Origin of the sequence: Paraburkholderia sp. CNPSo 3281 (genome assembly GCF_024206515.1) — a bacterium.
Classification (GTDB): domain Bacteria; phylum Pseudomonadota; class Gammaproteobacteria; order Burkholderiales; family Burkholderiaceae; genus Paraburkholderia; species Paraburkholderia nodosa.
In genome coordinates, this window is the sequence record NZ_JAMBPS010000022.1 from 54,020 (window position 1) to 75,394 (window position 21,375).

The following is a 21,375-nucleotide window of genomic DNA, read 5'->3' on the forward strand; positions in this document are numbered from 1 at the left end:
CAGGGAAAACCATGCATTACACGCGCGATCCCGATTACTACACTCAAAGGCCAGCGTCGAATTACGAACATCCTAGTAATCGGCGCAGGATCAATCGAAAACACGCAGACCAAGCGTTTGGAGACGCGCAATGAAAACGAAGAAGTGGGTTTTGAGCTCGATTAGTGCCGGACTCGCAGCGGCGCTGATGGGCACGGCGGGCGTAGCCGCCGCGCAGGTGAAGATTGGCGTGACGCTCTCGGCAACGGGGCCGGCCGCGTCGCTCGGCATTCCCGAGAAGAACACCATCGCGCTGCTGCCCAAGGAGATCGCGGGCAAGAGCGTGCAGTACATCGTGCTCGACGACGCTTCGGACACGAGCAAGGCCGTGCAGAACACGCACAAGCTGATCGACGAAGACCACGTGGACGCCATCATCGGCTCGTCGGTCACGCCGAACTCGCTCGCCATGCTCGACGTCGTCGCGCAGGGCAAGACGCCGATGATCTCGCTCGCCGCATCCGCCGCGATCGTCGAGCCGATCGACGCGAAGCGTCAGTGGGCCTTCAAGACGCCGCAGAACGACAGCCTGATGGCCGACGCGCTCGCGAGCTACATGGAGAAGCAGGGCGTGAAGACGGTGGGCTTCATCGGCTTCACCGACGCCTACGGCGACAGCTGGCTCAAGGAGTTCAACACTGCGGCCGCGAAGCACAACCTCAAGGTCGTAGCGAGCGAGCGCTATAACCGCACCGACTCGTCGGTGACGGGCCAGGCGCTCAAGCTGATGTCGGCGAACCCCGATGCGATTCTGATTGCCGGCTCGGGCACGCCCGCGGCGCTGCCTGCGACCACGCTCAAGGATCGCGGCTACAAGGGCAAGGTCTATCAGACGCACGGCGTGGCGAATAACGACTTCCTGCGCGTCTGCGGCAAGGATTGCGAAGGCGAACTGCTGCCCGCAGGCCCGATTCTCGTGGCCGACCAGTTGCCCGATTCGAACCCTGTGAAGAAGTCGGCGCTGGCCTACAAGACGGCCTATGAGAAGGCCTATGGCGTTGGCACGGTGGCGACCTTCGGCGGTCATGCGTGGGACGCCGGCCAGTTGCTCCAGCGCGCGATTCCGGTCGCGCTGAAGGCGGGCCAGCCTGGCACCGAGGCGTTCCGCGTGGCGCTGCGCGCCGCGCTCGAAAACTCGCAGGACGTGGCGGGCGCGCACGGCATCTTCAACATGAGCGCGACGGATCATGCGGGCCTCGACCAGCGTGCGCGCGTGATCGTCGAGATCGTCAACAACAAGTGGAAGCTGCAGAGCGAATAACGTGCGGCGCACGGGAAAGCGCGGCGCGTTTTCCCGTGAAACCCACGCGCGTGTCACGGCGTCATTCTGGCCACTGACAATCGAGATCAAGCGAGATCAAGCGAGATCAAGCATGACCGGTGCGCGGCGTTGCCGCTGCGCACCGGCTTTTCACACGTGAAGTCCGAACCGCGCCGCTGACGGTTCACGCCCGCATTGCCATTTTTCGACGTCGCTGTTTTTCCGGGTTCCAGAAGGTTTCAGGAAGAGGGGAGTATGGATTTATCGATCGCCGCGATCCTCGCGCAGGACGGCATCACCACCGGTGCGATCTATGCGCTGCTCGCGCTCGCCCTGGTGCTGGTGTTCTCCGTCACGCGGGTGATCTTCATTCCGCAGGGCGAATTCGTTTCGTATGGCGCGCTCACGCTCGCCGCGCTGCAATCGCAGAAGTTTCCGGCCACCTGCTGGCTGCTCGTCGCGCTCGGCGCGGCGTGCTTCGTGGTCGAGACCGCCGGGCTCGTGCGCCACGCCGAACGGCGGCGCCATGCGGCGCGCACGCTCGTGATGCTCGCAGGCAAGTATCTGCTCTTTCCCATCGCGCTCTATGCGGTGACGCGCGGCGTAGCGAGCCAGCAGCTGCCCATGCTCGTCCAGATTGCGCTCACGCTCGCGATCGTGGTGCCGATGGGGCCGTTCATCTATCGCCTCGCGTATGAGCCCATCGCCGAGGCAACCACGCTGCTGCTGCTGATCGTTGCGGTGGCCGTGCACTTCGCGATGGTGGGCCTCGGGCTCGTGATGTTCGGCGCGGAAGGCTCGCGCACGAACGCGTTCTCCGACGCCACGTTCAACATCGGCAGCCTCTCGATCTCGGGCCAAAGCCTCTGGGTGATCGGCACGGCCGCCGTGCTGATCGTCGCGCTGTATCTCTATTTCGATCGCACGATTTCGGGCAAGGCGCTGCGCGCGACCTCGGTGAACCGGCTCGGCGCGCGGCTCGTCGGCATCGGCACCACGCAGGCCGGGCGGCTCGCGTTCACGCTCGCCGCGGGCCTCGGCGCGCTGTGCGGGATTCTCGTCTCGCCGCTCACCACCATCTACTACGACTCGGGCTTCCTGATCGGCCTCAAGGGCTTCGTAGGCGCCATTATCGGCGGCCTGGTGAGCTATCCGCTGGCTGCGGCAGGTTCCGTGCTCGTGGGCCTGCTGGAGTCCTACTCGTCATTCTGGGCGAGCTCTTACAAGGAAGTGATCGTGTTCACGCTGATCATCCCGGTGTTGCTGTGGCGCTCGCTCTCGACGCCGCACGCCGAAGAGGAAGAGGAGTGACGCGATGAAACGATTCGTCATGCACAACCGCTTCTTCTGGCTGTTCCTCGTGGTGATGTTCGCGTTGCCCGTGCTGCCGCATCCGGTGCACGTGCCCGAGTACTGGATCACGCTGCTCAACTATATCGGCCTGTATTCGATCGTCGCGATCGGGCTCGTACTGCTCACCGGCATCGGCGGGATGACGAGCTTCGGGCAGGCCGCGTTCGTCGGGCTCGGTGCTTACGCGACCGCGTATCTGACGACGCAGTACGGCGTTTCGCCCTGGCTCGCACTGATTGTCGGCGTGGTGATCACAGGGCTCGTGGCGCTCGTTCTGGGGCTCGTCACGATGCGTCTGTCGGGCCACTTCCTGCCGCTCGGCACGATCGCCTGGGGCCTCGCGCTGTTCTTCCTGTTCGGCAACCTCGACATGCTTGGCAAGTACGACGGCATCAACGGCATTCCCGTGCTGAACGTGCTGGGCATCGACCTCGAATCGGGCCGCCATATCTACTACCTGATCTGGGTCGTGGTGCTTGCATCCGTGGTGTCTGTTCAAAATCTGCTTAATAGCCGCATGGGCCGGGCGATTCGCGCGCTGCGCGGCGGCGGGATGATGGCCGAGGCGATGGGCGTGAACACCGGCTGGATGCGTGTGGTGATCTTCGTCTATGCGGCCGTGCTCGCAGCCGTTTCGGGCTTCCTGTACGCGCATTTGCAGCGTGCGGTGAACCCGACGCCGTTCGGTCTGAATCACGGCATCGAGTATCTCTTCATGGCCGTGGTGGGCGGTGTGGCGCACGTCTGGGGCGCGGTGCTGGGCGCGGCGATTCTCACCGTGCTGCAGGACTGGCTGCAAACGCTGCTGCCGAAGCTGCTTGGCGAGAACGGCAACTTCGAGATCATCGTGTTCGGCATTCTGATGGTGCTGCTGCTGCAATACGCGCGGCGTGGCGTTTGGCCGTTCGTGGCGCGCTTCTTCCCGCGTGGTCCGCAGGCGCATGTGCCCGAGCATGCCGAAGCTTTGCCGCAGCGCAGCAAGCCGGCCACGGGCGAAATGCTGCTGACGGTGAACAAGGCGCGCAAGCAGTTCGGCGGCCTCGTGGCCGTGAACGACGTGAGCTTCGACGTGAAGGCAGGGCAGATCATCGGCTTGATCGGTCCCAACGGTGCGGGCAAGTCGACGACCTTCAATCTCGTGACTGGTGTGCTTCAGCCGACCAGCGGCGAGATCACGTTCCGCGGCGAGCGCATCGACCGCCTGACTTCACGTGAAATCGTCGCGCGCGGCATTGGCCGCACGTTCCAGCACGTCAAGTTGCTGCCGACGATGACGGTGCTCGAGAACGTCGCCATCGGCGCACACCTGCGTGGTCACGCGGGCGTGCTGCGCAGCGTGGCCAAGCTCAATGCGACGGAAGAAGGACGGCTCATGAGCGAGGCGGCGCAGCAGATCCGTCGCGTGGGCCTCGAACAGCATATGTATGACGAAGCGGGCAGCCTCGCGCTCGGTCAGCAACGCATCCTGGAGATTGCACGCGCGCTGTGCTGCGATCCGACCTTGCTGCTGCTCGACGAGCCTGCGGCGGGCCTGCGTTACCAGGAAAAGCAACAGTTGGCGGCCTTGCTGCGCAAACTGAGAGAAGAGGGGATGAGCGTGCTGCTGGTCGAACACGACATGGATTTCGTGATGAATCTCACCGACCGCCTCGTGGTGATGGAGTTCGGCACGCGCATCGCAGAAGGTTTGCCGGAAGAGGTGCAGAAGGATCCGGCTGTGCTGGAAGCGTATCTGGGCGGGGTGGAATGATGACGACTCCCGTACTGGACGTGTCCGGACTCGCGGTTCGCTACGGCAAGATCGAGGCGCTGCACAAAGCGGCGATCAAGGTGGGCGCAGGTCAGATCGTCTCCGTGATCGGTCCGAACGGCGCGGGCAAGTCCACGCTGCTCAACGCCATCATGGGCGCGCTGCCTGTGACAGGGCATGCGAGCGGCCGCATCGCTTATATGGGCGAAGAGATCGGCGCGCTGCCGATCGAGCGGCGCGTGGCGCGCGGCATGTGCCTCGTGCCGGAAAAGCGCGAGCTGTTTGCCTCGATGACGGTGGAGGACAACCTCGTGCTCGGTGCGTATCGCCGCAAGCGCGCCGGTGAGCGTAATTTCCTCGATCAGCTCGAACCGGTTTTCACGCTGTTTCCGCGCCTGAAGGAACGCCGCGCGCAGGCGGCCGGCACGCTTTCGGGCGGCGAGCGCCAGATGCTCGCAGTCGGCCGCGCATTGATGGGCAAGCCCGATCTGCTGATGCTCGATGAGCCGAGCCTCGGTCTCGCGCCGCTGATCGTGAAGGAAATCTTCCACATCATTAGCGCGCTGAGGCAAACCGGCGTCGCGACGCTGCTCATCGAGCAGAACGCACGCGCCGCATTGCAGATTTCCGACTACGGCTACGTGCTGGAAACGGGCGACCTGGCGCTCGAAGGACCGGCGGGGGAGTTGGCGCAGAACCCACGCGTAATTGAAACGTATCTCGGGTTGGCGAAGAAACCCGTCTGACTTCGTCTGTCGCTGTAGAAATGAGCGGCGTGTTTCACGTGAAACACGCCGCTTTTTTTTGCGATACCGCACCGCGCGGAGCGCTTTGCGTGGGGCCAGAGTCAGCGCTAAAGCGCTAATTCTGGCCGACACATTATTCGGGTGTGCACGGCGATAAACCGTAAGCCGTTATAATTCGCGCATACCACTTTTTTCTGAGAAGGCTCACGCGGTCGTTTTCGTCCATGCGTGAGGTCCCGCCATGCTTTATCCCACAGAGTTTGACGTCATCGTCGTCGGCGGCGGTCACGCCGGAACCGAGGCTGCGCTTGCCGCCGCCCGCATGGGCGTCAAGACGCTCCTGCTCACGCACAACATCGAAACGCTCGGCCAGATGAGCTGCAATCCGTCGATTGGCGGCATTGGCAAGGGCCATCTGGTCAAGGAAGTCGATGCGCTCGGTGGCGCCATGGCCGCCGCAACGGACGAGGGCGGGATCCAGTTTCGCATCCTCAATTCGTCCAAGGGCCCGGCGGTTCGGGCGACGCGCGCGCAGGCCGACCGCATTCTTTATAAGGCAGCGATCCGCCGACGCCTTGAGAATCAGCCAAATCTGTGGCTGTTCCAGCAGGCCGTGGAAGACCTGATGGTCGAAGGCGACCGCGTCGTGGGCGCCGTCACGCAGGTGGGCATCCGCTTCCGCAGCCGTGCAGTCGTGCTGACGGCAGGGACTTTCCTCGACGGCAAGATCCACGTGGGCCTGAACAACTACACGGGCGGCCGCGCCGGCGATCCTGCTGCCGTGACGCTCTCGTCGCGCCTGAAGGATCTGAAGCTGCCGCAGGGCCGCCTCAAGACGGGCACGCCGCCGCGTATCGACGGCCGCACGATCGACTTCTCGGTGCTCGAAGAACAGCCGGGCGACCTCGATCCGGTGCCGGTGTTCTCGTTTCTCGGCCGCGCGGAACTGCATCCGCGTCAGATTCCGTGCTGGGTCACGCACACTAACGAGCGCACCCACGACATTATCCGCGGCGGTCTCGACCGCTCGCCAATGTACACGGGCGTGATCGAAGGGGTAGGGCCGCGCTATTGCCCGTCCATCGAGGACAAGATTCATCGCTTCGCTTCGAAGAAATCACACCAGATCTTCCTCGAACCGGAAGGCCTGACGACGAACGAGTTCTACCCGAATGGGATCTCCACGAGCCTGCCGTTCGATGTGCAGCTCGAACTCGTGCACTCGATGCGCGGCCTCGAGCACGCGCATATCCTGCGTCCGGGTTACGCAATCGAATACGACTACTTCGACCCGCGCGGCCTCAAGGCTTCGCTCGAAACCAAGGTGATCAACGGTCTGTTTTTTGCGGGTCAGATCAACGGCACGACGGGCTATGAAGAGGCGGCAGCACAAGGCCTGCTCGCCGGCATGAACGCAAGCCTGCAGGTGCAGGGCAAGGACGCATGGTGCCCGCGCCGCGATCAGGCGTACCTCGGCGTGTTGGTCGACGATCTGGTGACGCGGGGCGTTTCCGAGCCGTATCGCATGTTCACGAGCCGAGCCGAATACCGCTTGAGCCTGCGCGAAGACAATGCGGATATGCGCCTGACGGAGGTCGGCCGCGAGCTGGGCGTGATTGATGACGTGCGTTGGGACGCGTTCTGCCGCAAGCGCGATGCTGTTTCACGTGAAACAGAGCGTCTGAAGTCGACGTGGGTGAACCCCAAGACGCTTTCGGCCGAAGAAGCGACGGCACTGCTTGGCAAGTCGATCGACCGCGAATACAACCTCGCGGACCTGCTGCGTCGCCCGGGTGTGAGCTATGACGGCGTGTGCAGGCTGCGCGAAGGCGCTTGTGCGCCAGAAACCCCGCTCGCCGATGACGCGGTTCTGCTCGCCCAGATCAAGGAGCAGATCGAAATCGGCATCAAATATCAGGGTTATATCGATCGTCAAGCCGACGAGATCGAGCGCAATGGCGCGCAAGAGAACACCCGTCTGCCGGAAGGCATCGACTACGCGGAAGTGCGTGGCCTCTCGTTTGAAGCGCGCCAGAAACTGAGCCAATTCCGCCCGGAGACGATCGGTCAGGCGTCGCGCATTTCGGGCATTACGCCCGCCGCGATCTCGCTGCTGATGGTTCACCTGAAGCGTGGCCTTGGGCGCCGTCGCCAGAATTCGGGCGCTGCTGACGAAAGCGGCACCGACTCGACGCCGGTGGCGCAATGACGGGCCGCTCGAGGCAACCCGGCATTGCGGACCGCGACGCGCTGGCTCGTCTGCTGAAAGAGGGCGCAGAGGCCTTGGGCGTCGAACTCGCCGAACGGCAGCACGAGCAGTTGCTCGACTACGTCGCGCTGCTTGCGAAGTGGAACGCCGTGTATAACCTTACGGCGATCCGCGATCCGCGTCAGATGTTGATTCAGCATATTCTCGACTCGCTTTCGATCGTACCGCATCTGCCGACGCGCGCCGACGCAACGGTGCTCGATGTCGGCTCCGGCGGCGGCCTGCCCGGCATCGTGCTCGCGATCGTGCGCCCGGACTGGCAGGTCACGCTCAACGATATCGTGCAGAAGAAGTCGGCGTTCCAGTCGCAAGCGAAGGCGGAACTCGCACTCGCGAACCTCTCGGTGGTGACCGGCCGGGTCGAATCGCTGCGTCCAGGCATGGAAGTACCGAAAAAATTCGATTTGATCGTGTCTCGGGCATTCGCGGATCTCGCCGATTTCGTTACACTGGCCCGTCATCTCGTTGTCGAAGGCGGCGCGATCTGGGCCATGAAGGGTGTGCACCCCGAAGACGAGATCGAGCGCTTGCCGACGGGCACGCGGGCGCTGAATACGATCCGCCTGAGCGTGCCGATGCTCGATGCGGAGCGCCACCTGATCGAAGTGTCGGTTGAACCGGCGGCCTGAACCGGTCCGGCGATGGCCAATCGGCCGAATGGTGTGCGAGGCAGTCGCGTCATAACGTAAGCAAACTACTTAAGGTAGTAAAAGGGACACACGAAAGATGGCAAAAATCTTCTGCGTTGCGAACCAGAAGGGCGGCGTCGGCAAGACGACGACAACGGTCAATCTCGCCGCGAGCCTCGCATCGCAGGGACAACGTGTCCTTCTCATCGACCTCGACCCGCAGGGCAACGCAACGATGGGCAGCGGCATCGACAAGGCCGCGTGCGAGAACACGGTGTACGAGGTGCTCGTCGACGGTGTCACGGTGAACGCCGCGCGCACGCGGCCGGAACAGGTCGGCTACGACGTGCTGCCGGCCAACCGCGAGCTGGCTGGCGCCGAGGTCGAACTGGTGACGGTCGAGCAGCGCGAGCGGCGTCTGAAGGCCGCGCTCGCCGAAGTCGACGCCGAGTACGACTTCGTACTCATCGACTGCCCGCCGGCGCTTTCGCTGCTCACGCTCAACGGCTTGTGCGCCGCCCATGGCGTGGTGATCCCGATGCAGTGCGAATACTTCGCGCTCGAAGGCCTTTCGGATCTCATCAATACGATCAAGCAGGTCCACGCGAACATGAATCGCGACCTGAAGGTGATCGGCCTTCTGCGCGTGATGTTCGACCCGCGCATCACCCTGCAGCAGCAGGTTTCCGAGCAGTTGAAGGAGCACTTCGGCGACAAGGTCTTCGACGCCGTGATCCCGCGCAACGTCCGGCTTGCTGAAGCACCCAGCTACGGCTTGCCGGGTGTGGTATTCGATCGCGCCTCGCGCGGCGCACAGGCCTACGTGCAGTTCGGCGCGGAAATGATCGAGCGCGTGCGCGCACTCTGACGAGACTGGGGAAGCACGATGAATGCAGTTGCACGGAAGAAGGGGCTAGGCCGGGGCCTGGAAGCATTGCTTGGCGGCAGCGCGGACATCACCGAGGCGGTGAAGATCGACGGCGCGCCTAACTCGCTGCCGCTCACGCAGATGCAGGCGGGCAAGTACCAGCCGCGCACGCGCATGGACGAGGGCGCGCTCCAGGAGCTGGCCGCGAGCATTCGCGCACAGGGTCTGATGCAGCCGATTCTCGTGCGCCCGATTGCGACGGGGCGCTACGAAATCATCGCGGGGGAGCGACGCTTCCGTGCGGCGCACATCGCCGGCCTGACCGAAGTGCCGGTGCTCGTGAAGGACGTGCCCGACCAGGCCGCCGCCGCGATGGCGCTGATCGAGAACATCCAGCGCGAGGACCTGAATCCGCTGGAAGAGGCGCAGGGCATCCAGCGCCTGCTCGACGAGTTCAGCTTCACGCACGAGCAGGCGGCCGAATCCGTGGGACGCTCGCGCAGCGCGGTGTCGAACCTGCTGCGTCTGCTCAACCTCGCAGCGCCCGTGCAGACCATGCTGCTGGCCGGCGATCTCGACATGGGCCACGCCCGTGCGCTGCTCGCCGTGGACGCCGCCACGCAGATCACGCTGGCGAACCAGGTGGTCAACAAGCGGATGTCGGTGCGTGAAACGGAGAAGCTCGTTTCGGCCACGACGAAGGCCGCACCGGCAGTGAAGGCGAAGGCCGCGCACGACGGCGGGCGCGACACGCGTCGCCTCGAGGAGGAGCTGTCGGACCTGCTCGCCGCATCGGTGAAGATCAAGCTCGGCCGACGCGGGCGAGGTCAGCTCACGGTCGACTTCGGCGACCTCGACGCGCTCGACGGCATCCTGCTGCGTCTGCGCGGCGAAACGGCGGCGTGATGGGCCTGATGCGGGCCGCCGCGGCTAACGCGCGCGCCGGCGCATAAAGCCGGTGCGCGAATCGGAACAGGGCGCGCGTGAGCCCTTGAACCTGCTGCGCCGCATCGGCGCATTTGCCGTTTCGGAGCCGGTGCTCGCAATTCTCGTCGTGGCGTTCGTGGCGTTGCAGATCTACGCGCCTCCTCCTATCGCCTCGCTGCCCGCACTGGTCGACTGGCAAACGGTGATGACCCTCGCGGGCCTGCTCATTCTGACGAAGGGTATCGAATATTCAGGACTGCTGACCTGGCTCGCGCACAAGCTCGTCCACCACATTCACTCGGAGCGCGGGCTCGCGCTGCTGCTCGTCGCGCTGGCCGCGGTGCTGGCGATGATCGTGACCAACGATGTGGCGCTTTTTGTCGTGGTGCCGCTCGTGCTGTCGCTCCACAAGCTCACGCCGCTGCCGCTCAAGCGCCTCGTGATCGTCATCGCGCTTGCCGTGAATGCAGGCTCGGTGCTCACGCCGCTCGGCAACCCACAGAACCTGTTTCTCTGGCAGGCGAGCGGGGTGTCGTTCGGACGTTTCGTCGTGGGGCTCGCTCCGCTTTGCGCGTTTCTTATGGCGATGCTTGTCGTGATCGCCGCGTTTCTTTTCAAGGCCACACCGCTCGATCTCTCGAAAGACGCCGCGCCGCAGCGCGTCGATCGCGCACTGGCGAGCGTGGCGGCCTTGCTCTTCGTCGCGTTCGTGCTGCTCGCCGATGCACACCACGCAGGCGTCGCGCTGGCCGCGGTCGCCGCGGGCTTTGTGGTCTGGCGCATTCGCATCGTGCTGAAGATCGACTGGCTGCTGCTGCTGATCTTCGTGCTGATGTTCATCGTCCTGCGCAGCGTGGCCGCGCTGCCCGCCATTCATCACGCGCTGACGTCGCTGTCGCTGCAAACGCCGATGCGCGCTTTTGCCGCAGGCGCGGTGCTGTCGCAGATCATTAGCAATGTTCCGGCCGCCATTGTGCTTGCGGGCTTCACACACGACTGGCGTGCGCTCGCGTTCGGCGTGAGCGTGGGGGGCTTCGGGGTCGCCATCGGCTCGCTGGCGAATCTCATCGCCGTGCGTCTATCCGGCCAGCGCGGCGTCTGGCTGCTGTTTCACCTGATCGCCGTGCCGTTCTGGATCGTGGCCTTTTTGGGCGGCGCGCTGCTGCTGCATCTGTTCTGACGCCACCCGTCCCCGTATCCTGGCGCGTAGCCCGATTACGCGCCAGATGACCTCATATTTACCTGGTCCTCCTGACGATCCATTCTTCCTTGCTTCGTCCCTTACAGTTACCGGTCACACCTTCGCGGCGCCGCGTTTCCCGCATCATGGAGTCGCATTTCACAGGTGTTATTGAAGGGCCTAAAGTCTTGAATTGCCTGCAACTATCGCTTACAATCGCCCGGATTTATTTGGTTGGCGATGCTGTAAGTGCGCTGTAATAAAACGCGTGCGAGGCGAATTTCCGGAATCAAGCGATGGTGGGTCAGAGGCCAGATGAAGCGCCGCAGGCGCATGAGGGGCCCGATGTACCGCCGGGCGAAGTCGGAGCATCCCGCCGGGGGCAGGATGCAGCGGCAAGAAATTCCGGACACGTTGATCACAACGCGCGCTGGGATGAGCTGGACGCCAGCCAGCAAGATAACAACGACATCGTTCCGCTCACTCGGGCCGAAGCCGAGCAGATCTTCGGCGCGCAGGTGAGTCGCCCATCGCGCGTCACGCCGTTTCGTGTCGTCGCGGCGCAAGTGGTTTTGTCCCTGGTTGCAACGTTGGCGTGGTGGCTGTTTTATAAGCCGCCGGGCAGTGCTGCGTTGTCGGCGTTCCTGGGCGGAGCGATCTGCTGGTTTCCCGGTGCGCTGTTCGCAGCGCGCCTGAAGCAGTTGAGTCGTGCCGGCACCGTGTTTAACTGGATGCTCGGTGAAGCCTTCAAGATGGGGGCGACGATTGCGATGTTCGTCGCCATCGCGTTCTGGTATCACGACGTGCAGTGGATTCCCTTGCTCGTCACGTACCTGATCGCACTAAAGACATACTGGATCGCGCTCGCGTGGCGCTGACCCACCCACATCGCGCCGCCTCAAGTCAGGGCGTCGAAGCGATGACGGTGGAAGTTAGCTGGCCGATGCGAAGCAGGTAAGACGCGATCCACGGCGGTGCGTTCCCGCAATACAGTATTGCGGCGGGAGCGGCCGAAAACGATTTTCGACAATTTGGGTGGCTTTAACGATATGGCAGCTAGCGAAGGAACGAGCGCACCGGGTCCGTCCGAGTACATTGCTCACCACTTGCAGAACTTTGCGACCTCGCACCAGACGTCGATCGTCGACTTCAGCGTCTGGAACATCGACACGTTGTTCTGGTCGATCCTGTGCGGCGTCGTGACTATCTTCATCCTGCGCCTCGCCGCGCGCAAGGCGACCCCGGGCGTACCGGGCCGCTTCCAGTGCGCCATCGAAATGCTGGTCGAGATGGTCGAGGACCAGTCCAAGTCCATCGTCCATGGCAACCGCGCATTCATCGCACCGCTCGCGCTGACCGTGTTCATCTGGGTCGCGCTCATGAACTCGCTCGACTTCATTCCGGTTGACCTGCCGGGCCGCGTGATCGGCTGGCTGGGTCTGTCCGAAGCACTGCCGCACCAGCGCATCGTTCCGACCGCCGACCTCAACGGCACGTTCGGCATCGCGCTCGGCGTGTTCGTGCTCATGATTTACTACAACCTCAAGATCAAGGGTCCTGGCGGCTTCGCACACGAGCTGCTCTCGGCCCCGTTCGGCGCGCATCCGCTGCTGTGGATCCCGAACCTTGCACTGAACATCATCGAGTTCGTCGCCAAGACGGTTTCGCTCGCCCTGCGGTTGTTCGGCAACATGTATGCAGGCGAGCTGCTGTTCCTGCTGATCGCGCTGCTGGGCGGTCTGTGGAGCTTCGGCGCGGACACGACGGTGCTTGGCTTCATCGGCCACGTGATTGCGGGCAGCGTCTGGGCGGTCTTCCACATCCTGATCGTTCTGCTGCAGGCGTTCATTTTCATGATGCTGACGCTGGTGTACATCGGCCAGGCACACGACAAGCACTAAGTGCTCGTCAAACCAGATTTGCAGTTTTAAATCCCCAGTTCCAGAAAATCTCAATAAGGAGTGATCATGCAAGCTTTCATCGCCAACATCCAGGGTTTCACGGCCATCGGTATCGGCATCATCATCGGCCTGGGTGCAATCGGCGCCTGTATCGGTATCGGCCTGATGGGCGGCAAGTACATCGAAGCGTGCGCACGTCAGCCTGAACTGATGAACCCGCTGCAGACGAAGATGTTCCTGCTGGCTGGTCTGATCGATGCGGCGTTCCTGATTGGCGTTGGTGTTGCAATGCTGTTCGCGTTCGCTAACCCGCTGCTCTCGAAGCTCGCGGGCTAAGTTCCCTGGAAGGTTGCGCCTGACCTATAACGGGTAGTGGGCGCATGGCGGAACGGGAGACGAGGCGCTGATCGAGTTCACAACCGATGAGCGCCTTGCCGTTTCAATTCCCCGGAATAGCAACGATTAAGGAAACACCGTGAATCTCAACGCAACCCTGTTTGCGCAAATGGTCGTGTTCCTGATCCTCGCGTGGTTCACGATGAAGTTCGTGTGGCCGCCGTTGATCAACGCCCTCGACGAGCGCTCGAAGAAGATCGCAGACGGCCTCGCCGCTGCGGAAAAGGGCAAGGCGGAACTCGAAGCGGCGCACAAGCGCGTCGGCGAAGAGCTCGCTACCGCCCGTAACGAGGGTCAAAGCCGTATCGCCGACGCTGAAAAGCGCGCGCTGGCCGTCGCAGAGGAAATCAAGGCCCAGGCTCACGCCGAAGCGGCACGCATCATCGCCCAGGCGAAGGCCGACGCCGACCAGCAGGTCGTCAAGGCACGCGAAGTACTGCGCGCTGAAGTCGCCGCCCTCGCCGTGCAAGGCGCCGAGCAGATCCTGAAGCGCGAAGTCGATCAGTCGGCCCACGCCGAACTGCTGAATCAACTGAAAGCCGAGCTCTGATCATGGCCGAACTTGCAACCATCGCCCGCCCGTACGCAGAAGCATTGTTTGGCGTGGCCGAAGCTGGTGACACCGCCGCCTGGTCCACGCTCGTTTCGGAGCTGGCACAGGTTGCGGCCTTGCCCGAGGTGCAGTCGGTCGCGACGAGCCCGAAGGTAAGCCATGCCCAGGTCGCCGAGCTGCTGCTCGCGGCGGTGAAGTCGCCGGTCAAGGAATCGGCCGAGGTGAAGAACCTCGTGCAGATGCTGATCGAGAATCATCGCCTGGCACTGCTGCCGGAAATCCAGACGCAGTTCGAAGCGCTCAAGAACGCCAAGGCAGGTGCTGCTGACGCAGTGATCGTCAGCGCGTTCCCGCTCGAAGGCGCCCAGTTGAACGACCTCGTCGGCAGCCTCGAACGCAAGTTCAAATGCAAGCTGAAGCCGACCGTCGAGATCGACAACTCGCTGATCGGCGGCGTGCGCGTCACGGTCGGCGACGAAGTGCTCGATACCTCGGTCCGCGCGCGGCTCGCCGGCATGCAGGCGGCGTTGACCGCCTGAGCGCCTCGATTCCAAAAATCGGGCGCGGCGGCTGGCACGCAACAGAATTGAACATCAGGAGCGAATAATGCAACTCAATCCCTCTGAGATCAGCGAGCTGATCAAGAGCCGGATCCAGGGCCTTGAAGCGAGCGCAGACGTTCGCAACCAGGGCACCGTGATCTCCGTGACCGACGGTATCGTGCGTATCCACGGCCTGTCGGACGTGATGCAGGGCGAAATGCTCGAATTCCCGGGCAACACCTTCGGCCTCGCGCTGAACCTCGAGCGCGACTCGGTCGGCGCGGTGATTCTGGGCGAGTACGAGCACATCTCGGAAGGCGACATCGTCAAGACGACGGGCCGCATTCTCGAAGTGCCGGTTGGCCCCGAACTGATCGGCCGCGTGGTCGATCCGCTCGGCAACCCGATCGACGGCAAGGGCCCGGTCAACGCCAAGATGACCGACGCGATCGAAAAGATCGCTCCGGGCGTGATCTGGCGTGAAGGCGTGTCGCAGCCGGTGCAAACGGGTCTGAAGTCGATCGACTCGATGGTGCCGATCGGCCGTGGCCAGCGTGAGCTGATCATCGGCGACCGTCAGTGCGGCAAGACCGCAGTGGCCGTCGACACGATCATCAACCAGAAGGGCAAGGACCTCATCTGTATCTACGTCGCCATCGGTCAGAAGGCTTCGTCGATCCAGAGCGTGCTGCGCAAGCTCGAAGAAACGGGCGCGATCGAATACACGATCGTCGTTGCCGCTTCGGCTTCGGAATCGGCCGCGCTGCAGTACCTCGCGCCGTACGCCGGTTGCACGATGGGCGAATACTTCCGCGACCGCGGTCAAGACGCCCTGATCATCTATGACGACTTGACCAAGCAAGCCTGGGCATACCGTCAGATCTCGCTGCTGCTGCGCCGCCCGCCGGGCCGTGAAGCTTACCCCGGCGACGTGTTCTATCTGCACTCGCGTCTGCTCGAGCGCGCAGCGCGCGTGTCGGCCGACTACGTCGAGAAGTTCACGAACGGCGAAGTGAAGGGCAAGACGGGTTCGCTCACCGCACTGCCGATCATCGAAACGCAAGCCGGCGACGTGACCGCATTCGTTCCGACGAACGTGATCTCGATTACCGACGGCCAGATCTTCCTGGAAACCGACCTCTTCAACGCAGGCATCCGCCCGGCAATCAACGCCGGCGTTTCGGTGTCGCGTGTGGGTGGTGCGGCACAGACCAAGGTCGTGAAGAAGCTGTCGGGCGGTATCCGTACCGACCTCGCGCAGTACCGTGAACTGGCTGCATTCGCCCAGTTCGCATCGGACCTCGACGAAGCGACCCGCAAGCAGCTCGAGCGCGGCCGCCGCGTGACGGAACTGCTCAAGCAGCCGCAGTACCAGCCGCTGCAAGTGTGGGAGCTGGCTGTTGCGCTGTTCTCGGCGAACAACGGCTACCTCGACGACATCGATGTCAAGGACGTCCTGCCGTTCGAAAAGGGCCTGCGCGAATACCTGAAGTCGAAGCACGCTGACCTCGTCGCGCGCATCGAGGACAAGAAGGACCTGTCGAAGGACGACGAGAACGCGCTCCACGCGGCTCTCAAGGACTTCAAGAAGTCCGGCGCATACTGATCCGTCCGGGAATCAATCACGATAAACGGACATTGAAGCGGCGCGGGGTTCGTTGAAACCCGCCTCGCTTCGATCAAGGAGCAAGCAATGGCTGGAATGAAGGAAATTCGCGGCAAGATCAAGAGCGTGCAAAACACGCGCAAGATCACCAAGGCGATGGAAATGGTCGCGGCGTCGAAAATGCGCCGTGCCCAGGAGCGCATGCGCGCCGCCCGCCCGTATGCCGACAAGGTCCGCGACATCGCTGCGCACATGAGCCGTGCGAACCCCGAGTACCGCCACCCGTTCATGGTGGAAAACACCGGTGCGAAGGTCGCAGGCGTGATTCTCGTCACGACCGACAAGGGTCTGTGCGGCGGGATGAACACCAACGTGCTGCGCGCGACGCTGCAGAAGTTCAAGGATCTGGAAGCATCCGGCACGTCGATCGAAGCAACTGCGATCGGCAGCAAGGGCCTCGGTTTCCTGAACCGTCTGCGCGCGAAGGTCGTCTCGAACGTTGTGCAACTCGGCGACACGCCGCACCTCGAAAAGCTGATCGGCGCGATCAAGGTGCAGCTCGACCAGTACTCGGAAGGCAAGCTTTCCGCCGTGTACCTCGCGTACACGCGCTTCGTCAACACGATGAAGCAGGAGCCTGTGATCGAGCAACTGCTGCCGCTGTCGGCCGAGCGTCTCGAAGCGAATGACGACGGCACGACGCCGAAGTCGGCGTGGGATTACATCTACGAGCCGGACGCGCAAACCGTCGTGGACGAACTGCTGGTGCGCTATGTCGAAGCCCTGGTCTATCAGGCCGTGGCGGAAAACATGGCTTCGGAGCAGTCGGCCCGTATGGTGGCGATGAAGGCGGCGTCGGACAACGCGAAGACGGTCATCAACGAACTGCAGCTCTCGTACAACAAGAGCCGCCAGGCCGCGATTACGAAGGAACTTTCGGAAATCGTCGGCGGTGCAGCAGCCGTTTGATAAGCGCGAACCGATTGCGAAACCGCGCCGGTGTATGCCGGTGAGCGAGTGAAGAATTCAGGTATCTAAAGGAAAATCGATGAGTACAACTGCTTTGGTAGAAGGCAAGATCGTACAGTGCATCGGCGCGGTGATCGACGTGGAATTCCCGCGCGAGACCATGCCGAAGATCTACGACGCGCTGATTCTCGAAGGGTCGGAACTGACCCTGGAAGTGCAGCAGCAGCTGGGCGACGGCGTTGTCCGCACCATCTGTTTGGGTGCGTCGGACGGTCTGCGCCGCGGCACCGTGGTGAAGAACACGGGTAACCCCATCCGCGTGCCGGTTGGCAAGCCCACTCTGGGCCGCATCATGGACGTGCTGGGCCGCCCGATCGACGAAGCGGGCCCGATCGTCAGCGAAACGACGCGTGCGATTCACCAGAAGGCACCGGCGTTCGAAGACCTGTCGCCGTCGGCCGAACTGCTCGAAACCGGCATCAAGGTGATCGACCTGATCTGCCCGTTCGCAAAGGGCGGCAAGGTGGGTCTGTTCGGTGGCGCCGGCGTGGGCAAGACCGTCAACATGATGGAGCTCATCAACAACATCGCCAAGGAACACGGTGGTTTCTCCGTGTTCGCCGGCGTGGGCGAGCGTACCCGTGAGGGCAACGACTTCTACCACGAAATGAAGGACTCGAACGTTCTCGACAAGGTCGCGCTGGTGTACGGCCAGATGAACGAGCCGCCGGGCAACCGTCTGCGCGTCGCGCTGACCGGTCTGACGATGGCCGAGCACTTCCGTGACGAAGGCCTCGATGTGCTGTTCTTCGTCGACAACATCTACCGTTTCACGCTGGCTGGCACGGAAGTGTCGGCACTGCTCGGCCGTATGCCGTCGGCAGTGGGCTATCAGCCGACGCTGGCTGAAGAAATGGGCAAGCTGCAAGAGCGCATCACGTCGACCAAGAAGGGCTCGATTACCTCGGTTCAGGCCGTGTACGTCCCTGCGGACGACTTGACCGACCCGTCGCCGGCTACGACCTTCGGCCACCTGGACGCAACCGTCGTGCTGTCGCGTGACATCGCCTCGCTGGGTATCTACCCGGCAGTCGACCCGCTCGACTCGACCTCGCGCCAGATCGACCCGAACGTGATCGGCGAAGAGCACTACTCGATCACGCGCGGTGTGCAGCAAACGCTGCAGCGCTACAAGGAACTGCGCGACATCATCGCGATTCTGGGCATGGACGAACTGTCGCCGGAAGACAAGCTGACCGTCGCCCGCGCACGCAAGATCCAGCGTTTCCTGTCGCAGCCGTTCCACGTCGCGGAAGTCTTCACGGGCTCGCCGGGCAAGTACGTGCCGCTGAAGGAAACGATCCGCGGCTTCAAGATGATCGTTGGCGGCGAATGCGATCATCTGCCGGAGCAGGCGTTCTACATGGTCGGCACGATCGACGAAGCCTTCGAAAAGGCCAAGAAGATCCAGTAAGGGTTGAGTTGCAGGCAACAAGGCGCGGCGCTTCATTCGTGAGGCGCATCGCCTTCGCAACCCACTCAAGCTGTGCATGGGACCGGAGTAAGCGCTAAAGCGCCAACTCCGATCGACACAGGAGTCGACATATATGGCAGCAACCATCAAGGTAGACGTCGTCAGCGCCGAAGAGAGCATCTTCGACGGCCAGGCGAAGTTCGTCGCGCTTCCGGGCGAGGCGGGCGAGCTGGGCATCCTGCCGGGCCACACGCCGCTCATCACGCGTATTCGTCCGGGCGCCGTGCGCATCGTGGCGGAAGACGGCGGTGAAGAGTTCGTGTTCGTCGCCGGCGGCATTCTCGAAGTGCAGCCGGGCGCCGTCACGGTGCTCGCCGACACCGCGATCCGCGGCAAGGATCTCGACGAGGCGAAGGCCACGGAAGCGCGCAAGCGCGCTGAAGAGACGCTGCAGAACGCGGGCTCGAACCTCGAGTACGCCACCGCCCAGGCCGAGCTGGCCTACGCGGTCGCGCAGCTCGCGGCGATCCAGCGCCTGCGCAAAATGAACCAGCACTAATCGGTTCTCGTACGCGCGCCCTTGTGGCGCCGCGTTCGAAGCAAAAAGGGCTCCCCAACCGGGGAGCCCTTTTTGCATGTGCGCGCCGCTGGGCGGGCACGGCCCAATGGCATCGCGCTGAAAAACACGGCATAAATGCCGTGGGCCACGGTGGTCGACAAAAACGCTCTGACATACTTGACGTTTACGGAAAGGTAATGCCAAATCATGCGTTCGCAGCTGGCCCAGACCCTGCGGGTAAGACTTGATGCCGCCCCCGGGAAAGCCGGTGGCACAATGGTTTTCAAATTCATTTCAAACGCGGGAGTGACGCTCCCCAGGAGACAGCCATCATGGCAATCGACGCAGCAGGCGCGCGCGCCGCGCCCGGTGTACATGAGCCGCTCATCGCGCCGAAAGACGGGCTTTCCTACGTGCGAGGCACGACCGACGTGCCGCTCAGCGACGCGACCCTCGGCACGTTCCTGCAGGAGACCGCGAACCAGTTTCCCGAGCGGCCTGCCGTGGTGTTCCGCGAGCAGGGTATCCGCTGGAACTGGCGCGAGTTCGCCGCCGAAGTGGGCGTGCTCGCAGCCGGCTTCGCCGAGCTAGGCATCGTCAAGGGGGATCGCGTCGGCATCTGGTCGCCCAATCGCGTCGAATGGCTGCTCACCCAGTTTGCGACCGCGCGGATCGGCGCGGTGCTCGTCAACATCAATCCCGCCTATCGTCTCGCCGAACTCGAATACGCGCTGAACAAGGTCGCCTGCAAGGCGATCGTCTCCGCGGAGAGCTTCAAGACCTCGAAGTATCTGGAGATGCTGCAGACGCTCGCCCCCGAGCTTGCGAGTGCCACGCCCGGCCAGTTGCAGGCTGCGCGCCTGCCCGAACTTCGCGCGGTCGTGCGCATGTGCGACACGGCCACGCCCGGCATGCTCTGCTTCAGCGAACTCGTGGAGATGGGCCGCGAGCGCATCGTCCGCGACGGCACGGCGTGGCTCGACGCGATCAACGCGACGCTATCGCCCGACGAGGCCATCAACATCCAGTTCACGAGCGGCACGACCGGCAATCCGAAGGGCGCCACGCTCACGCACCGCAACGTGCTCAACAACGGGCGTTTCATCGCCCAGGCGATGCGCCTCACGGAAGAAGACTCGCTCTGCATTCCGGTGCCGCTCTATCACTGCTTCGGCATGGTGCTCGCGGTACTCGCGTGTGTCTCCGTTGGCGCGAACATGGTGTTCCCGGGCGAGGCTTTCGATCCGCGCGCGACGCTCGAAGCGGTCTCGGAAGAGGGCTGCACGGCATTGCACGGCGTGCCCACGATGTTTATCGCGGAACTCGATCATCCGGAGTTCGCGCGCTTCGATCTTTCGAAGCTACGCACGGGCATCATGGCCGGCTCGCCGTGCCCGATCGAGACGATGAAGCGCGTGGTCTCGAAGATGCATCTCGCCGAAATCACGATCGCCTACGGCATGACGGAAACGAGCCCGGTGTCATTCCAGAGTTCAACCACCGACCCGCTCGACAAGCGCACGACCACGGTGGGCCGCATTCAGCCGCATCTCGAAGTGAAGATCGTCGACGCGCTCGGCAATACTGTGCCGGTGGGCGAAACGGGCGAGCTGTGCACGAAGGGCTATTCGGTGATGCAGGGCTACTGGGGCGACGCGGAGAAGACGGCCGAGTCGATCGTCGATGGCTGGATGCATACGGGCGATCTCGCGACGATCGACGCCGAAGGCTACTGCAACATCGTTGGTCGCCTCAAGGACATGCTCATCCGCGGCGGCGAGAACATCTATCCGCGAGAGATCGAGGAGTTTCTGTTCCGCCATCCGAAGGTGCAGTCCGCGCAGGTGTTCGGCGTGCCCGATGCGAAGTACGGCGAGGAAGTGTGTGCGTGGATCGTGCTGCGTCCGGGCGAAGCGGCAACGGCGGAGGAGATTCAGGCGTTCTGCCAGGGGCAGATTGCGCACTACAAGATCCCGAAGTACATCCGCTTCGTCGACGAACTGCCGATGACCGTGACGGGCAAAGTGCAGAAGTTCGTGATGCGCGCGCGCATGATCGATGAACTCAAGATCAGCGAGCAGAAGACGGCTTGATACGTGGTTCGATGCCATGCCGCGGCGGGCGATGCATGGCGCCGCGGCAGCTTTTCAGGGCGCGCAAAAAATAGTCTGGAAACCGAACGATTAGCTGGCGCTGGAGGGAGTGGGAGTCGAACGATGCCTGTTGAATAACGAAACGTACAGGCGAAAAAAAAGCGGGCCTGGAGCCCGCTAAAAACCACACGCTACGGGGTTAGCGCGAGGAGACCAAAGGAGGAGCCGGGTCATGAAACGTCTTCGACGCCGGTCACGGC

General features: G+C 63.1%; 19 protein-coding genes. All 19 read left to right on the plus strand.

The genetic code is table 11. From position 1 onward, the window contains the following. Positions 1–130: 130 nt before the first annotated feature. The 19 genes from M3I56_RS21510 (at position 131) to M3I56_RS21600 (ending at position 21,115) form a co-directional block, all read left to right on the plus strand. Complete coding sequence (locus tag M3I56_RS21510; RefSeq protein WP_254355726.1) at positions 131–1,300, plus strand: ABC transporter substrate-binding protein; 1,170 nt, start codon at positions 131–133, stop codon at positions 1,298–1,300. Positions 1,301–1,555: 255 nt separating this feature from the next. Beyond that, entirely contained in the window at positions 1,556–2,611 is a 1,056-nt protein-coding gene (locus M3I56_RS21515) for a branched-chain amino acid ABC transporter permease (RefSeq protein WP_254355727.1), read from the plus strand. Positions 2,612–2,615: 4 nt separating this feature from the next. Further along, a complete protein-coding gene (locus M3I56_RS21520; protein ID WP_254355728.1) occupies positions 2,616–4,403 on the plus strand; it encodes an ATP-binding cassette domain-containing protein in 1,788 nt (595 codons plus the stop codon). Continuing rightward, positions 4,400–5,149 carry an ABC transporter ATP-binding protein gene (locus M3I56_RS21525; protein ID WP_028203300.1) on the plus strand — a complete coding sequence of 250 codons (750 nt, stop codon included), beginning with the start codon at positions 4,400–4,402 and terminating at the stop codon, positions 5,147–5,149. Before M3I56_RS21520 ends, M3I56_RS21525 begins: the two co-directional genes overlap by 4 nt. A 241-nt stretch (positions 5,150–5,390) precedes the next feature. After that, a complete protein-coding gene (gene mnmG, locus M3I56_RS21530) occupies positions 5,391–7,358 on the plus strand; it encodes a tRNA uridine-5-carboxymethylaminomethyl(34) synthesis enzyme MnmG (protein ID WP_254355729.1) in 1,968 nt (655 codons plus the stop codon). Next, positions 7,355–8,047, plus strand: coding sequence for a 16S rRNA (guanine(527)-N(7))-methyltransferase RsmG (gene rsmG / locus M3I56_RS21535; RefSeq protein WP_254355730.1), 693 nt, complete (start codon positions 7,355–7,357; stop codon positions 8,045–8,047). The genes mnmG and rsmG overlap by 4 nt, the downstream gene beginning before the upstream one ends. 97 nt (positions 8,048–8,144) lie before the next feature. After that, entirely contained in the window at positions 8,145–8,915 is a 771-nt protein-coding gene (locus tag M3I56_RS21540; RefSeq protein ID WP_254355731.1) for a ParA family protein, read from the plus strand. A gap of 18 nt (positions 8,916–8,933) precedes the next feature. Further along, complete coding sequence (locus M3I56_RS21545) at positions 8,934–9,821, plus strand: ParB/RepB/Spo0J family partition protein (RefSeq protein WP_028203304.1); 888 nt, start codon at positions 8,934–8,936, stop codon at positions 9,819–9,821. Positions 9,822–9,873: 52 nt separating this feature from the next. After that, positions 9,874–11,022, plus strand: coding sequence for an SLC13 family permease (locus M3I56_RS21550; protein WP_375541767.1), 1,149 nt, complete (start codon positions 9,874–9,876; stop codon positions 11,020–11,022). A 296-nt stretch (positions 11,023–11,318) separates the two neighbouring features. Then, on the plus strand, positions 11,319–11,900 hold the full coding sequence (locus tag M3I56_RS21555) for an ATP synthase subunit I (RefSeq protein WP_254355732.1): 582 nt from the start codon (positions 11,319–11,321) through the stop codon (positions 11,898–11,900). A gap of 171 nt (positions 11,901–12,071) precedes the next feature. Continuing rightward, positions 12,072–12,923 carry a F0F1 ATP synthase subunit A gene (atpB, locus tag M3I56_RS21560; RefSeq protein WP_035512639.1) on the plus strand — a complete coding sequence of 284 codons (852 nt, stop codon included), beginning with the start codon at positions 12,072–12,074 and terminating at the stop codon, positions 12,921–12,923. Between the two features lie 66 nt (positions 12,924–12,989). Continuing rightward, positions 12,990–13,259 (plus strand): F0F1 ATP synthase subunit C, encoded by a 270-nt coding sequence (gene atpE / locus M3I56_RS21565; protein ID WP_028203308.1) that lies wholly within the window; start codon positions 12,990–12,992, stop codon positions 13,257–13,259. 139 nt (positions 13,260–13,398) lie between these two features. After that, entirely contained in the window at positions 13,399–13,869 is a 471-nt protein-coding gene (locus M3I56_RS21570; protein WP_028203309.1) for a F0F1 ATP synthase subunit B, read from the plus strand. Positions 13,870–13,871: 2 nt separating this feature from the next. Further along, positions 13,872–14,411, plus strand: a complete 540-nt coding sequence (locus tag M3I56_RS21575) for a F0F1 ATP synthase subunit delta (protein ID WP_254355733.1) — start codon at positions 13,872–13,874, stop codon at positions 14,409–14,411. 67 nt (positions 14,412–14,478) lie between these two features. Further along, entirely contained in the window at positions 14,479–16,020 is a 1,542-nt protein-coding gene (gene atpA / locus M3I56_RS21580; RefSeq protein WP_028203311.1) for a F0F1 ATP synthase subunit alpha, read from the plus strand. Between the two features lie 87 nt (positions 16,021–16,107). Then, complete coding sequence (atpG, locus tag M3I56_RS21585) at positions 16,108–16,989, plus strand: F0F1 ATP synthase subunit gamma (RefSeq protein ID WP_028203312.1); 882 nt, start codon at positions 16,108–16,110, stop codon at positions 16,987–16,989. A 79-nt stretch (positions 16,990–17,068) separates the two neighbouring features. After that, positions 17,069–18,463: a F0F1 ATP synthase subunit beta gene (gene atpD, locus M3I56_RS21590; protein ID WP_254355734.1), complete on the plus strand. Its 1,395-nt coding sequence runs from the start codon at positions 17,069–17,071 to the stop codon at positions 18,461–18,463. A 133-nt stretch (positions 18,464–18,596) separates the two neighbouring features. After that, positions 18,597–19,022, plus strand: a complete 426-nt coding sequence (locus tag M3I56_RS21595) for a F0F1 ATP synthase subunit epsilon (RefSeq protein WP_028203314.1) — start codon at positions 18,597–18,599, stop codon at positions 19,020–19,022. A 332-nt stretch (positions 19,023–19,354) separates the two neighbouring features. Next, positions 19,355–21,115, plus strand: a complete 1,761-nt coding sequence (locus M3I56_RS21600; protein ID WP_254355735.1) for an AMP-binding protein — start codon at positions 19,355–19,357, stop codon at positions 21,113–21,115. Positions 21,116–21,375: the final 260 nt, after the last annotated feature.